Annotated in this window: 16 protein-coding genes; 6 read left to right on the forward strand and 10 right to left on the reverse strand. The window is 58.8% G+C overall.

Annotated features, from left to right (window positions below):
• Positions 1-70: 70 nt before the first annotated feature.
• Positions 71-193 (forward strand): hypothetical protein, encoded by a 123-nt coding sequence (locus tag ACOQOQ_RS11955; RefSeq protein WP_420567213.1) that lies wholly within the window; start codon positions 71-73, stop codon positions 191-193.
• A gap of 189 nt (positions 194-382) precedes the next feature.
• Here ACOQOQ_RS11955 and ACOQOQ_RS11960 read toward each other — a convergent pair whose 3' ends face one another.
• Positions 383-835, reverse strand: a complete 453-nt coding sequence (locus ACOQOQ_RS11960) for an iron-sulfur cluster assembly scaffold protein (protein WP_420567214.1) — start codon at positions 833-835, stop codon at positions 383-385.
• 66 nt (positions 836-901) lie between these two features.
• Here ACOQOQ_RS11960 and hisI point away from each other — a divergent pair, with 66 nt between their 5' ends.
• Positions 902-1,261, forward strand: a complete 360-nt coding sequence (hisI, locus tag ACOQOQ_RS11965; protein WP_420567215.1) for a phosphoribosyl-AMP cyclohydrolase — start codon at positions 902-904, stop codon at positions 1,259-1,261.
• On the opposite strand, the gene gluQRS is transcribed toward hisI, so the two are convergent.
• From gluQRS to ACOQOQ_RS11985, 4 genes are all read right to left on the reverse strand, one after another.
• Positions 1,258-2,127, reverse strand: coding sequence for a tRNA glutamyl-Q(34) synthetase GluQRS (gene gluQRS / locus ACOQOQ_RS11970; RefSeq protein WP_420567216.1), 870 nt, complete (start codon positions 2,125-2,127; stop codon positions 1,258-1,260). The genes hisI and gluQRS overlap by 4 nt on opposite strands.
• A gap of 3 nt (positions 2,128-2,130) precedes the next feature.
• Positions 2,131-3,474, reverse strand: a complete 1,344-nt coding sequence (trmFO, locus tag ACOQOQ_RS11975) for a methylenetetrahydrofolate--tRNA-(uracil(54)-C(5))-methyltransferase (FADH(2)-oxidizing) TrmFO (protein ID WP_420567217.1) — start codon at positions 3,472-3,474, stop codon at positions 2,131-2,133.
• A gap of 54 nt (positions 3,475-3,528) precedes the next feature.
• On the reverse strand, positions 3,529-4,836 hold the full coding sequence (locus ACOQOQ_RS11980; RefSeq protein ID WP_420567218.1) for a cytochrome-c peroxidase: 1,308 nt from the start codon (positions 4,834-4,836) through the stop codon (positions 3,529-3,531).
• A 156-nt stretch (positions 4,837-4,992) separates the two neighbouring features.
• Positions 4,993-5,778: an enoyl-CoA hydratase gene (locus tag ACOQOQ_RS11985; protein ID WP_420567219.1), complete on the reverse strand. Its 786-nt coding sequence runs from the start codon at positions 5,776-5,778 to the stop codon at positions 4,993-4,995.
• 57 nt (positions 5,779-5,835) lie between these two features.
• On the opposite strand from ACOQOQ_RS11985, the gene ACOQOQ_RS11990 reads away from it, so the two are divergent.
• Positions 5,836-6,255, forward strand: a complete 420-nt coding sequence (locus tag ACOQOQ_RS11990) for a PaaI family thioesterase (protein ID WP_420567220.1) — start codon at positions 5,836-5,838, stop codon at positions 6,253-6,255.
• A gap of 52 nt (positions 6,256-6,307) precedes the next feature.
• Here the strand turns inward: ACOQOQ_RS11990 and ACOQOQ_RS11995 are convergent, their stop codons facing one another.
• A complete protein-coding gene (locus ACOQOQ_RS11995) occupies positions 6,308-6,541 on the reverse strand; it encodes a DUF1127 domain-containing protein (protein WP_420567221.1) in 234 nt (77 codons plus the stop codon).
• A 97-nt stretch (positions 6,542-6,638) separates the two neighbouring features.
• Between ACOQOQ_RS11995 and ACOQOQ_RS12000 the strand changes: the two genes are divergently transcribed.
• The 3 genes from ACOQOQ_RS12000 to rpsI all read left to right on the forward strand — a co-directional run bounded on the left by ACOQOQ_RS12000 (position 6,639) and on the right by rpsI (position 9,135).
• Positions 6,639-8,015, forward strand: a complete 1,377-nt coding sequence (locus ACOQOQ_RS12000; protein ID WP_420567222.1) for a PLP-dependent aminotransferase family protein — start codon at positions 6,639-6,641, stop codon at positions 8,013-8,015.
• Positions 8,016-8,184: 169 nt separating this feature from the next.
• Positions 8,185-8,646 (forward strand): 50S ribosomal protein L13, encoded by a 462-nt coding sequence (rplM, locus tag ACOQOQ_RS12005; RefSeq protein WP_420567223.1) that lies wholly within the window; start codon positions 8,185-8,187, stop codon positions 8,644-8,646.
• A 3-nt stretch (positions 8,647-8,649) separates the two neighbouring features.
• Positions 8,650-9,135 (forward strand): 30S ribosomal protein S9, encoded by a 486-nt coding sequence (gene rpsI / locus ACOQOQ_RS12010; RefSeq protein WP_420567224.1) that lies wholly within the window; start codon positions 8,650-8,652, stop codon positions 9,133-9,135.
• Positions 9,136-9,338: 203 nt separating this feature from the next.
• On the opposite strand, the gene ACOQOQ_RS12015 is transcribed toward rpsI, so the two are convergent.
• The 4 genes from ACOQOQ_RS12015 to ACOQOQ_RS12030 form a co-directional block, all read right to left on the reverse strand.
• Positions 9,339-9,983, reverse strand: a complete 645-nt coding sequence (locus tag ACOQOQ_RS12015; protein WP_420567225.1) for a hypothetical protein — start codon at positions 9,981-9,983, stop codon at positions 9,339-9,341.
• A gap of 241 nt (positions 9,984-10,224) precedes the next feature.
• Positions 10,225-10,845, reverse strand: a complete 621-nt coding sequence (locus ACOQOQ_RS12020; protein ID WP_420567226.1) for a TetR/AcrR family transcriptional regulator — start codon at positions 10,843-10,845, stop codon at positions 10,225-10,227.
• Positions 10,838-11,707 (reverse strand): polyphosphate kinase 2, encoded by an 870-nt coding sequence (gene ppk2, locus ACOQOQ_RS12025; protein WP_420567227.1) that lies wholly within the window; start codon positions 11,705-11,707, stop codon positions 10,838-10,840. Before ppk2 ends, ACOQOQ_RS12020 begins: the two co-directional genes overlap by 8 nt.
• 44 nt (positions 11,708-11,751) lie before the next feature.
• Complete coding sequence (locus ACOQOQ_RS12030) at positions 11,752-12,714, reverse strand: alpha/beta fold hydrolase (protein WP_420567228.1); 963 nt, start codon at positions 12,712-12,714, stop codon at positions 11,752-11,754.

A 12,714-nucleotide genomic window follows, 5' to 3' on the forward strand; every position in this document is an offset into this window, starting at 1 on the left:
AAAAGTTCTTGATCGAGTCGGGGAAATATGAGAACAAAAGAGCAACAAAGGTTAACAAGGAGTTGCCGCCATGTTTCGTCAGATCGCTGATATCATCACTCGCGCCGAAGATACTCTGCTGTCGGATACCTTAGGCATGGCTGCGCTGGTCGTGATGACCGTGGTCGCGCTGCACCTTCCTAGCCTTGTCTGAGTTTCTGCCTGCGTACCGCCCAATGTCCGGCCCCGGCGCTGCCTGTCCCAAACAAGGCGCCTGACTTTTCTGCCTGTTCTTAAGTCGAACGAGAATGCCTCTCTCGTTATTCCGGATATCCCCAGCGGGAACGCAAAAACTGACCGCCGCCTTCGTTCCCGAAGTGCGGCGGTTTTTTTGTCAGCAAATTTAGGCGCAGGCGGTTTCGGCGGCTTTGTCCATCGCTTCGAGAGTGGCCTCGAGCGCAAGCATGATCGAGGCATGGCGATTCTTATAATCCCGAGCAGGGCGCAGCACCTCAAGCCCGTCAAAGGGTGCGTCCGGCGTGGGGCCGTCAGACTTCAGCAGCGCCTTCAACTGGTCACGGGCCGTTTCAATCTGATCACGGGTGCAGCCGGGCGCAGCGGCTCCGACCACCGATGCAGCTGCCTGACCCAGTGCGCAAGCCTTTACGTCCTGTCCGTACTCGGCGATCCGGCCATCTTTGACGGTGATATCCACGGTCACGGTCGAGCCGCACAAGGGCGAGCGCTTCTTGATCGTCGCATCCGGGTGTGCCAGCCGTTCATCATTGGGCATGTCCGCAGCAAGCGCCAGGATGCGTTCAGAGTACAGCTTGATCAGGTCGGTGTCGCCGCTCATGGCTTTTCCTTTGTTCGTTTGTCCCATAGATAGGGGGCAATTCCGAAATTCAAAAGGTTTTTTGATATGCCCTTCGATCCTGCCGCGCTGAAATATGACGACAAAGGCTTGATCCCGGCGATCGCTCAGGATGATCAAACCGGCGAAGTGCTGATGATGGCTTGGATGAACGCCGAAGCTGTCGCCCGCACTCTTGAGACCGGAAAGGTCACGTACTGGAGCCGCTCGCGTCAATCGTTCTGGGTCAAAGGTGAAAGCAGCGGCCATGTACAAGAGCTGGTGGATTTCCGGTATGATTGCGACCGCGATTGTGTGCTGGTGCGCGTAAACCAGACCGGGCCCGCTTGCCACACCAACCGGCGCAGCTGCTTTTACACTGCCGTGCGGGACGGCGCCGAGGTCGAGCTGATGGCCCCCGAACATTAACGGGAAGCGATATCCAATCCTACCATTCGCCGGATGTCCGCAGGGGTTGCTCCATCGGCGCGGAATTTTGATATGGCGCGCGCGTCATCACGCTTGGCCAGACGTTTTCCGGCCTCGTCCCGGATCAACCTATGATGAAGGTATGTGGGTGTCGGAAGGCCCAGAAGCTGCTGTAAAAGCACGTGAATTTTGGTGGCGTCAAAGATATCCCGGCCACGGATTACGTGCGTGATGCCCTGAGCCGCGTCATCCAGAACCACACTTAGATGATAGGATCCCAGAAACTCACGGCGTGAAACGATGAAGTCGCCCACCTGGGTCTTCAAATCCTCAAGCTGAAAGCGAACGGTCTTGGGCGTGTCGTTGGTAACTTCACCCATTTCCAGAAATGACAGGGTTTCCGGCGCATCTGACACGGCGCTCAGATCAAGGCGCAATGCAGTCTGCGCAGGCATATCCGCGGGGCGTTCGCGCTGGCGACAGGTGCCCGGATAGATCAGTCCATCAGGGCCATAGGCAGGCTCGGCGCCCTCTTGCGGGGCTGATGCAGCGGTGATGATATCCCTCCGATTGCAGGTGCAGGGGTACAGAACGCCCTTGTCCCACAGGGCTTTCAGTGCTTCGTGATAAACTTGCGAGCGGTCCGATTGCCGAAGCGGCGGCGCGTCCCAGGTAATGCCCAGCCAGTCGAGGTCTTCATAGATCTGCTCTTCCCAATGGGGGCGGGCACGGGTCTGGTCGATGTCCTCGATCCGCAAAAGAAACTGGCCACCGTCGGCGCGCGCCATGTCATGCGCCAGCATCGCCGAGTAGGCATGGCCCAGATGAAGCGGCCCGGTCGGGCTGGGGGCGAACCGGGTGATCATTGATTAGCTTTGACCTTCAAGCCATTGACTAAAAGTATCTTTGGCGCGGTCGGTGTAAGCTTTGTAACGATCTTTTCGCCCGCGACGCCCGCCTTTCAACCCATCCACGGGGCGGAACAGGCCGAAGTTCACGTTCATCGGCTGAAAGGTCTTGGCTTCGGCGCCGCCTGTGATGTGATGGATCAAAGCGCCCATCGCCGTGTCCTGAGGCGCCGTGTCCAGCGTTTTCCCCAAGATCTCCGCCGCCGCCAGACGCCCTGCCAACAGGCCCATCGCGGCAGATTCCACATAGCCCTCGACGCCCGTCACCTGACCGGCAAAACGGATGTTGGGCCGCGATTTCAGGCGCATCTGATCGTCTAGAAGCGTGGGTGAATTAAGGAAAGTATTGCGGTGAATCCCGCCCAAACGAGCAAAGCTGGCATCCTGCAGGCCGGGGATCATTTTGAACACTTCGGTCTGGGCGCCATATTTCATTTTAGTCTGGAAGCCCACGATGTTATACAGCGTTCCTAATGCATTGTCGCGGCGCAACTGGACCACCGCATAGGCCTTGTTTTCGGGGTCATGAGCGTTGGTCAGGCCCACAGGTTTCATCGGCCCGTGGCGCAGGGTTTCGCGGCCACGCTCGGCCATCACTTCGATCGGCAGGCAACCGTCGAAATAGCCCGCGGTCTCGCCTTCGTGGAATTCAGTCTTGTCAGCGGCCAGAAGGGCGTCGATGAAGGCCTCGTACTGGTCCTTGGTCATCGGACAGTTCAGGTAGGCCTTACGCTCTTCCTCGGTCTCGCCCTTGTCATAGCGCGATTGCAGCCAGGCCACGTCCATGTCGATGCTTTCGGCATAAACGATGGGGGCTATGGCGTCGAAAAACGCTAGGCGCTCGGCCCCGGTTTCGGCCTGAATCGCAGCGCCCAACGCGGTCGAGGTCAGCGGACCAGTGGCAAAGATCCAGTGTCCGTTCGAGGGCAGCTCGGTGATCTCACCGTATTCAACGCGGACATTTGGGTGATCCATCAGCATCTGTGTCACGCTTTCGGAAAACGGATCGCGATCCACGGCCAGGGCGCCACCTGCGGGCAGGCGATGCTTGTCGGCCATTTGCATGATCAGGCCGTTCGCCGCGCGCATTTCCCAATGCAGCAGCCCAACGGCGTTCTGTTCGCTGTCATCAGACCGGAACGAATTCGAGCAGACCATCTCGGCCAGATTGCCAGTGCGATGGGCAAAGGTTTCGACCTGCGGGCGCATTTCGTGGATGACCACCTTAACGCCCATATTGGCCGCTTGCCAGGCTGCCTCGGATCCGGCCATGCCGCCGCCAACGATATGAAGAGTGTTTTCCATGGCCGCGATGTAGGGCAGGCGGGCGCGTTTGAAAAGCCCTGTTGCGCTTTCGGGTTAGCGATCTACCGGTAGACCCGAGGGAACGCTGTCAGGTATGCCCAGTCGCCCATTCAGCGATGCCGGGTCCGTTAGGGTGCCCAGAAACGCGACGATGTCGTCAATTTCGGCCTCGGTCAAAGGGATGTCGGGCAGCTCTGTTGCGGCGGCAATCTCGATCAGTTCGTCCGTGTCATCCATTGCCTGCCATTCGTTGACAGGCAAATCGTGCAGGATGGCTTGGCTGCGGTCATATTGCATCAACGAACGCACGGGCGCTGCGTGGTGCTGAACGACGCTGCGCAGCTCGGAGAAGGCGCCCGAGTGACCATAGGGGGCCGTTTCCGTGATGTTCCGCAAAGACGGCGTGCGAAAGCGATAGCGGTCTTCGGGGTCATTTGTGATGGCTTGGCGGCCCAGATCTGCATAGCCGCCCGGCTTTTTACCCGGACCAAGTTGCGGCATGGCGATCGCGTGGAAATCATGGTCCGTCTGAAAAGTGCCCGCATGGCAAGTGGCACAATCGGCCTTGCCGTAGAACAAGTCCATCCCGCGCAACTGCTGTACGCTTAGCGCGTTGTTGTCGCCGTTCAGATAGGCATCGAAGGGGGCGTTAATCGATTGAAATTCAAAGGTAATGAATTCAGCTAAAGCGGTGGCAATGTCGGTGAAATGCACTGGGGATTGGCCGATTGCCTGAGTGAACCGGTCGCGATATCCAGGCAGTTCGTCGACCCGGTTGGCCAGTAAGGCCCAAGCGGCGCTGGCGTCCCCGCGCGCCACGGCGTCCGCCACAGCATTTTCGCCGCGCTGCCCGGCCATTTCCTCGGGCGAGAGGGGCGGCAACATCGCTTGTGCCGCCAGCGGCGAGGGCAGGCCGCGTTCTAAGGGGCGATCTGCAGGCATCCGCAGGCCAAAGGGGGCGGTGTCGTCCAGCTCGACCCGGCCATCATGGAACATGGTCGCGTATTCATAGGCCCCAAGATTCCACAACGCCGGGGCATTTCGGGGGATGCGGGCGGGGGGCTCTTGCCCGGTAACCGCAGTGCGATCCGGGCCCAGACCAGTGCCGCCCTCGCCAAGTGACAGGCTGACCCCGTCGGCGGTGCCAAGACTGGGATGATGGCAGCTTGCGCAAGAGATATTCCGATTGCCAGACAGGACCGGATCATAAAACAGATCGCGCCCCAGCAGGACCAGCGTCATATCGGTGTCGGGAAAGGTCGAGTGGGTCACCGCATTGGGCAAATCGGCCGCCTGAGCAATCGCAGCCGAGAGAGACAGCCCGCAAAGGGTGACCCACACTCGCATGATCAAGAGGTTCATCGCGTCCTCTATGCCCCCTGTATACCCACAGATTTTACGGCAGAATAGTGGCAAGTCGGAAAAGAATAGTGCACGAATTGGAAACGCTGCAGGGGATTTTGGGCGGAAATTCACCGGAATGACCACCCAAAAGGGGCAATAGCGGAAATGCTTGCCTTATTGCTGCCAATCCGGATCGCGTTTGTCCAAAAATGCGGCGATCCCTTCGGCCGTGTCGCGATAGAGCATGTTTTCCACCATCACGTCTCCGGTATAGGCATAGGCCTGATCCAGGGGCATTTGGATCTGGTTATAGAACGCCTCTTTGCCGATTTTCACGGCTGCGCCCAGTTTGCCAGCGACCAAGTTGGCAAGTTTCAGCGTTTCGGTCTCAAGCTGGTCGGGGGCGACGACCTTGTTGATCAGACCCAGGGATTCGGCGCGATCGGCGGGGATGAACTGGCCGGTGGACAGCATTTCGAAGGCTTGTTTGCGCGGGATGTTGCGCGAAAGGGCCACCATCGGGGTCGAACAGAACAGGCCGATATTCACGCCATTGACGCCGAACTTGGTGCCTTCGGCGGCGACGGCCATGTCGCACGAGGCCACCAGCTGGCAACCGGCAGCGGTCGCAATGCCATGAACCTGCGCGATCACGGGTTGGGGCAGCTTCTGGATCGAGGTCATCATCCGCGCGCATCGGTCGAACAGGTCCTTGAAATAGGCTTTGCCGCCGTCCTCGGCCTGGCGGCCTGCGGTCATCTCTTTCAGGTCGTGGCCTGCGCAGAACACCTTGCCGGCGCCCGACAAAATCACCGCCCGGATTCTGGTGTCGCTGCTTAACCGCTCGAACTCGGCCTGCAGGGCGGCAAGCATCTCGTCGCTAAGCGCATTCAGCTTTTCGGGGCTGTTCAATGTCAGATGTGCCACCGCGCCGGTGTCGTAACGTTCCAATATTGCCATCTTGTCCTCCTCGGTATTCGCGGCAAGTCTAGGAGCAACAGGAGAGGGAGGGAAGCGATGGCGGCAAAAATGTCCGCAGCGGAATTGACGCAGTTCATGGAGCAGCAATTCCCACAGGTGAACAAGGAATTCGTGATCGAAGAGGTCCGCGAGATGGGCGTTCGCATTCGCCTGCGCGTTGAGGAACAGCATTTGCGTCCGGGCGGCACTGTGTCCGGCCCCAGTATGTTCGCGCTGGCCGATGTGTCGATCTATCTGGCAATTCTGGCGATGATAGGGCCCAAGGCCTTGGCGGTGACGACGAATTGCTCGATGGATTTCATGCGCAAGCCCGAGGCAGGCGTAGATCTGATCAGCGAGTGTACCCTGTTGAAATTAGGGCGTGTTCTGGCCGTGGGGGATGTTCTGATCTATTCCGAGGGTAAGGAGGCCCCGGTTGCGCGGGCCTCGATGACCTATTCCATACCGCCAAAATAAAAAAGGCCGGGGACAAGCCCCGGCCAAGTACATTCTAACGCGGACGGGGTCGTTACGCGCGCCAGAATGGGCGACGGGCCTCCGTATAAGCCGCGTCACGTGAGATGCCGATATCCTTCAACTGCGCGTCTGACAGCTGGCGCAACGCCTTTCGGGTGCGGTGTCGGCTGTCCCATTTGGTCACAGTTACCGCGAATGCCATTGCCCAACGGGCGACGATCGGCGCCGGATAGCCAAAATCGTAGTTGATGACGTTTGCGGCCAGCAATGCTTGTTGCTGTGACATGGGACAAATCCTTCAATTGTATTGACACAAAATAGCGATATTGCTACGAGTCAAAAGATACAATCAGCAGATACAAACCGTCTAGGAAAATATTGTTATGGGTACAAATTGGACTCCGGACCTGAGCAAGGCCGGCCGATCCAAGTACAAGGCGCTGGCGGACGAGATCCGCAGCGCCGTCGCAGCTGGCACCTTGTCCTGCGGGGCTCAGCTTCCGCCGGTGCGCGAGCTGGCCTATCAACTGTCGATCACGCCGGGGACCGTGGCGCGGGCTTATTCCTTGCTGACCGAAGAGGGGGTTTTGCAGGCTGGGGTCGGGCGGGGCACGTTCGTGACCGAGGCCTCGAGCCAGGTGGATGCCTCGGAGGCCTGGCCACAGGTGCTGAACCTGCGCAGCCCCCTGTTGCCCGACGTCGGCCAGAGCGCGTTGCTGCGCGATGCCTTGCATGCGACTGCGGATGCCATGCCAGCGCAAGAGTTTCTGAACTATCCCGACCGAAAGATGGATCTGCCGCTGCGCCGTGCTTTGCGCCGGTGGATGGACGACCTACCTATCGGCAATTTCACGGCCGAGGATGTTGTGTTGGCGCATGGCGCGCAGAATGCCTTGATGCTCGTGATGCAAACGGTGCTGCGCGGGCCTGATCCCGCCATCGCGGTTGAAAATCTGACCTATCCGGGGTTTCGCCGTGCGGCTGAGCTGAACCGCGCCCGTGTGGTTGGTATTCCCAGCGATTCCGAAGGGCCCATCGTCGAGGCGCTTGAACGTGCGGTGCGCGAGCAGGGGGTGCAGCTGTTTTGCACCTCGTCCGAGGTGAATAATCCGACGGTCAGCGCGACCTCGCGGCGGCGGCGCCACGAAATCGCGGATATGGCGGCGCGGCTGGGGCTGAATATTCTGGATGACGATTGCTATGTGATTGGGCCGCATATGGCCGAAAGTTATCATTCACTTGTGCCGGGGCTGGGTTGGTACGTGTCGTCGTTGTCGAAATCTCTGACACCGGCTTTGCGTGTCGGCTATGCCGTTGCGCCGCGCGAGCGAGTGTCAGAACTGGCCCGAACTGCCGCCTATGCCTTTTTCGGCCTGTCCCGCCCCCTGTCCGAGGTGACGCTTGCCTTTATGTCCGATCCCCGGTTGCGCAGCGTTGCTGCGAAATCCCGTGCCCGCGTGAACGAGCTGTTGCGGATGACCATCAACCATCTGGGCGGGCATAATGTGACCTGGCGCGAAGACGTGCCGTTTATGTGGATTTCCTTGCCCGAGGGCTGGCGCGCCGCCAGTTTTGTTCGTGCTGCCGAAAGGCAGGGGGTGATCCTCAAAAGCGCCGAAGAGTTCGTTCTGCGCCACGCTCGTGCGCCGCATGCGGTGCGGTTGGCGGTAAATGGGCAGGTCGACGTAGCTCGCTATGAGGCCGGTGTGGTGCAGGTCCGCCAATTGCTGGACAATCCACGCGAAGAATTCACGGTTTGATGTCAAAAATGTGGGGTATTTTAATACCTAATTTCTAACCTGTTGTTTTGGTGGTAAAAATTGGCTTCCTAGTGCCTTGACTGTGTTTGCAGGCCCTATATAACCGCGCAATCGAATTTGGATATGGGCCTCTTGCCCTTTTCCGCAACTGAACAAGGGTAATCCCGCGATGAAAACCTTCTCTGCTACTCCGGCAGACATCGAGAAAAAGTGGATCATCATCGACGCCGAAGGCGTGGTGCTGGGCCGCTTGGCATCGATTGTCGCCATGCGTCTGCGTGGCAAACACAAGCCGTCGTTCACTCCGAACCAGGACATGGGCGACAACGTGATTGTCATCAACGCTGACAAAATCCAGCTGACTGGCAAAAAACGTGCTGACAAGAAATACTACTGGCACACTGGCCACCCGGGCGGCATCAAGCACCGCACCGCCGGTCAGATCCTGGAAGGCAAATACCCCGAGCGCGTCGTTACCGCCGCTGTCAAACGTATGCTGCCGGGCAACCGCCTGTCGCGCAAAGTGATGACCAACCTGCGTGTCTACGCGGGCGCCGAGCATCCGCACGAAGCGCAGAACCCCGAAGTTCTGGACGTCAAGTCCATGAACTCCAAGAACACCCGGAGCTGATAAATGTCTGATCAAATCAATACTTTGGAAGACCTGGCCGCGGCAACCGGTGTTGAAACCGTTGTCGAAGTCGAAGCCCCCCGCGAACCCGTTCGTGACGAGCTGGGCCGTTCCTACGCCACCGGCAAGCGTAAAGACGCTGTTGCCCGTGTGTGGGTGAAACCCGGTTCGGGCAAAGTCAGCGTGAACGGCAAAGAGATGAACGCTTACTTCGCGCGTCCCGTTCTGCAGCTGATCGTGCGCCAGCCCTTCGGTGTGGCCGGTGTCGAAGACCAGTTCGACGTTGTCGCCACCGTGAAAGGCGGCGGTCTGTCCGGTCAGGCCGGCGCGGTTAAGCACGGCATCTCGAAAGCCCTGCAACTGTTTGACCCGTCGCTGCGCGCACCGCTGAAAGCCGCTGGCTTCCTGACCCGCGACAGCCGCGTTGTGGAACGTAAGAAATACGGTAAGCGCAAAGCTCGCCGCTCGTTCCAGTTCTCGAAGCGTTAATCTTCGATACAGAACTTATGGAAAAGGCCTCCCGGTTCGGGTGGCCTTTTTCTTTGTCTGCTGTTTGCTCTGATGTGCCCGATGGGGTGGGGGGCTGCGTGCATTCGAGGCAGCCGGTATTCAGGCATGAAAAAAGGCGGACCCGAGGGAGCCCGCCTTAGAATACAAACCGCGCGATTGGAAAACGCGGTGTATTTGATCGCTTAGATCAGGTCCCAGCTGTAGCCGAAGATCAGCGATGCGCCCAGATCGGTGCCCGGTGCGTCGTCGTCGCTGAATTCGATGCCCATCTCGATGCCGTTTTCGAACTCGTAGCCGAAGTTCAGTTCCCAAGCAACGACGTCGGTTGCGGGGTCCAGACCCAGAACGGTTTCAGCCGACCAGTCGCCCAGAGCGAACTCGATAGCGGCTTCGTGGTAGTCAGCTTCGGTTTCCAGGTCGTAGGTGTAAGCGTACGAACCGTCGATGCCCTCTGCCAGAGCGAACGAGAAGGCCAGTTCAGCTTCGGTGGTGTCGTAGCCCGAGTCGTTCAGCCAGTTCGAGGTAACCGACACTTCGTAGCCGACTTTGTCCGAGATATCGCCTGCGTAGGCCAGCGACAGTTCGGTTTCAACTTCGTCACCAGTGCCGCCGGTTTCGGCGAAGGTCAGGTCCAGAGCGGCCGAGAAGCCACCTTCGGCGTATTCGCCGCCCAGGGTCAGTTCAACTGCGTCGCCGGTTGCGGTCAGCGAGTCGTCAAAGTCGATCGAAGCTTCGAAGCCTGCGGAGGCCGAGAATTCGCCAGCGAATGCGCCGGCGGGCAGCAGTGCGATTGCAGCAGCAGCTGCCAGAGTTTTTTGCGTGAACATACGATGTCCCTTCATAACGTATTGCGTTTCATGCGCGGCGAAAGCGTTTCTCGACCTTCGATCAACGAAGGAGAGTGAAGAAGATCTGAACCAGATTGGAGTGTGATTCAGAGCGTCCCCTGCTCAGCCGTCGAAGCAACCTTTAACGCTGCAGTGCGGAAAATGTAAACGCTGATTTTGAGGTCAAATATGAAGAGTTTATGAAGTGCTTTTAGCGCAACCATACACCCCAAAAACCTGCCTATTTATCGGGCGAAATGAGTCCCAGACCCCGTAAATACACCCCAATTCCGGTTTCAAGCAGGTCTTCGGGCGGGAAAGGTGACTGCGTTCCGGGTGAATTGCGGGCAAAAAGCTCGACAACACCGTGACTCATTGCCCAAATATGCGCGGAAAACATAGATGCAGGAGGTCTCTTTTCCGGAGGGATATTTTCGGATAGTTCCTCTGCTGCCTTTTCCAGCACGCCCCGTGCTTTTTTTGCAACAGAAGCCAATTCGGGAGAGCGGTTAACCGAGATTCCCGATTCGAACATGGCGATGTAGTGGCCCGGATATTTGCGCGCGAAGGCCAGATAGGCGCGCCCTGTGGCCTCGAATGCGGCAAGCGCCGAGGGCTGCCCGGATTCATAGGCGAACTGCATCACGTCGCCGAAAATCTCGTATCCCTGTCGGGCGGCTTCGGCGATTAGATCCTCGCGCCCTTCGAAGTGGCGATAGACAGCGGCCGGGGTCACGCCAGCCTGTTTGGCAGCCTCGGACAGGGTGAAGCCGGTCGGGCCCTTTTCCTCGATCAGCTTCAGCGCTGCCTCGACAAGGGCCTGGCGCAGGTTGCCGTGGTGATATCCGCGTTTCTTAGGCATCCCAGATGTCCGGTCCGCCGCAAATCTGGTTGTCCACGGCACCGATCGCCTTGGCATCCTTGCGGTCATAATCCACGGCGTGCAGGACGTTACGGATGGCGCAGATGCGCGCCCGTTTCTTGTCATCGGACCGGATCACCTTCCAGGGCGCCAAATCCGTATGGCTGCGGCGCAGGGTTTCGGTGATGGCATCGCTGTAGGCATCCCATTTCTTCAGGCCTTCGACGTCGATCCAGCTAAGCTTCCATTGCTTCAGCGGATCGTTCTCGCGATCCAGAAAACGTTTCAGCTGTTCGGCCTGACCGACGTTCAGCCAGAATTTGAACAGCAGGATACCTTCGTCGACCAGCATCCGTTCGAAATCAGGCACTTGGGTGAAGAAATGTTCGCGCTGGTCAGGTTCGCAAAAACCGAAGACATGTTCGACCACGCCGCGATTGTACCAGCTGCGGTCAAAGAACACGATTTCACCGCCTGCGGGCAGGTGGTCGATATAGCGTTGGAAATACCACTGGGTCTGTTCCGTGTCCGAGGGTTTGGACAGCGCCACAACGCGTGCCCCACGTGGATTGAGGTTCTCGCGGAAGCGCTTGATCGTGCCCCCCTTGCCAGCGGCGTCGCGGCCTTCGAAAACGATGGCGATGCGCTGGCCGGTCGATTTGGCCCAGCTTTGCAGCTTGACCAACTCGATCTGCAGCTTCGCCATGTCTTTTTCATAGGGCTTGCGCGCCAGCTTTTCCGAATGAGGATAGCTGGGGGTCAGAATATCGCCCTTTTCGGCGCGGTTGATCGCGTTGCGGACGTCTTCGGGGGCGTCGTTTTTGTAAAATGCACTGATCGCGCCATCAAAGGGCAGCTCCATGGGCCTCTCCACTTGTTTACAAGCAATATGGCTGTTGCGGCCGGTTAGTTCAATCCGGCTCGGGATGCGACGCGATGAATGGCGGCAATGACTTGCGGCTTCGAGGTATGCTGTGGCATGTGCCCGATACCCGGCAGGACGGTCAGGTTGGCATCGGGGATTTGGCCCGACAGGGGCACCGAGTGGATGTGCAAGCCGACGGTCATGTCCGCGTCACCATGCAGAATTTCGGTAGGCACGGCGATGTCACCGTAATACGGCATCATCGCGCGGATTTCCTCTTTCAGGTTGGCGCGTTGCAGGGCGTTGGCCCGCAGGCTGTCGCGCCGAAGGGTCAGACCGGCCCCGATATGTTGATCATAGCCGCTGGGGGGCTGTTGAGGTGTGAATATCGCGTTCAGCTCGTGCGAGACCCTCTCGTCCCGGACATAGGCCGTCAGATAGGAAATCACCAAGGGCCCGATCCAGGAATGCGAAAGCGCCTTGTAGTAGGTGCTTAGCCCGCTTTCCCATGTCTGGGAGGCTGCCGCCAGAAGGACCAGGCCGGACAGGCGGTCGGGGTGGTAGACGCTCCAGGCCAGGGCGACGGAACCGCCATAAGATTGCCCCAGCACGATAGGTTTTTCGGCCTCCAGCAGAGAGGCGGCCTTTGACAGCAGTCCCACCTGCTGTTGCAGCGTCGCCCCGGTGCGGTTGATCCGGTCAGTATAGCCAAGCCCTGGCCGGTCAAACACGATCACGCGGTAGGTTTCCGCCAGCTGATGAGCCAGATCGTGAGTGAAATCGCGGGTGTTCCCCGACGCCCCATGGATCAGCACCACATCCGCGCGCGGGTTTTCGGGGGCCAAAACCACCGCATGAACGCGATGTCCGTCCACCATCACGATCTGCCCCTCGGGCGGATGTGTGGCCATCGCTCGTTTTTCATGCTTTGCGGCGCGCTGCAGGGTGTAGCCATGCAGCGCGATGATCAAAAGGGCAAGAAATGCCAGTCCTTTAACAACCAA

The sequence above is a fragment of the Thalassovita sp. genome, from assembly GCF_965218685.1.
Classification (GTDB): Bacteria; Pseudomonadota; Alphaproteobacteria; order Rhodobacterales; family Rhodobacteraceae; genus Thalassobius.

What these genes read in the sequence shown, in the direction of transcription:
- trmFO (WP_420567217.1), bottom strand. Translation starts at nt 3,474, where the DNA reads ATGGAAAACACTCTTCATATCGTTGGCGGCGGCATGGCCGGATCCGAG.
- rpsI (WP_420567224.1), top strand. Translation starts at nt 8,650, where the DNA reads ATGTCTGATCAAATCAATACTTTGGAAGACCTGGCCGCGGCAACCGGT.
- ACOQOQ_RS11980 (WP_420567218.1), bottom strand. Translation starts at nt 4,836, where the DNA reads ATGAACCTCTTGATCATGCGAGTGTGGGTCACCCTTTGCGGGCTGTCT.
- ACOQOQ_RS12020 (WP_420567226.1), bottom strand. Translation starts at nt 10,845, where the DNA reads ATGCCTAAGAAACGCGGATATCACCACGGCAACCTGCGCCAGGCCCTT.
- rplM (WP_420567223.1), top strand. Translation starts at nt 8,185, where the DNA reads ATGAAAACCTTCTCTGCTACTCCGGCAGACATCGAGAAAAAGTGGATC.
- ACOQOQ_RS12000 (WP_420567222.1), top strand. Translation starts at nt 6,639, where the DNA reads ATGGGTACAAATTGGACTCCGGACCTGAGCAAGGCCGGCCGATCCAAG.
- ACOQOQ_RS11995 (WP_420567221.1), bottom strand. Translation starts at nt 6,541, where the DNA reads ATGTCACAGCAACAAGCATTGCTGGCCGCAAACGTCATCAACTACGAT.
- ACOQOQ_RS11990 (WP_420567220.1), top strand. Translation starts at nt 5,836, where the DNA reads ATGGCGGCAAAAATGTCCGCAGCGGAATTGACGCAGTTCATGGAGCAG.
- ACOQOQ_RS11985 (WP_420567219.1), bottom strand. Translation starts at nt 5,778, where the DNA reads ATGGCAATATTGGAACGTTACGACACCGGCGCGGTGGCACATCTGACA.
- ACOQOQ_RS12015 (WP_420567225.1), bottom strand. Translation starts at nt 9,983, where the DNA reads ATGTTCACGCAAAAAACTCTGGCAGCTGCTGCTGCAATCGCACTGCTG.
- ACOQOQ_RS11960 (WP_420567214.1), bottom strand. Translation starts at nt 835, where the DNA reads ATGAGCGGCGACACCGACCTGATCAAGCTGTACTCTGAACGCATCCTG.
- hisI (WP_420567215.1), top strand. Translation starts at nt 902, where the DNA reads ATGCCCTTCGATCCTGCCGCGCTGAAATATGACGACAAAGGCTTGATC.
- gluQRS (WP_420567216.1), bottom strand. Translation starts at nt 2,127, where the DNA reads ATGATCACCCGGTTCGCCCCCAGCCCGACCGGGCCGCTTCATCTGGGC.
- ppk2 (WP_420567227.1), bottom strand. Translation starts at nt 11,707, where the DNA reads ATGGAGCTGCCCTTTGATGGCGCGATCAGTGCATTTTACAAAAACGAC.
- ACOQOQ_RS11955 (WP_420567213.1), top strand. Translation starts at nt 71, where the DNA reads ATGTTTCGTCAGATCGCTGATATCATCACTCGCGCCGAAGATACTCTG.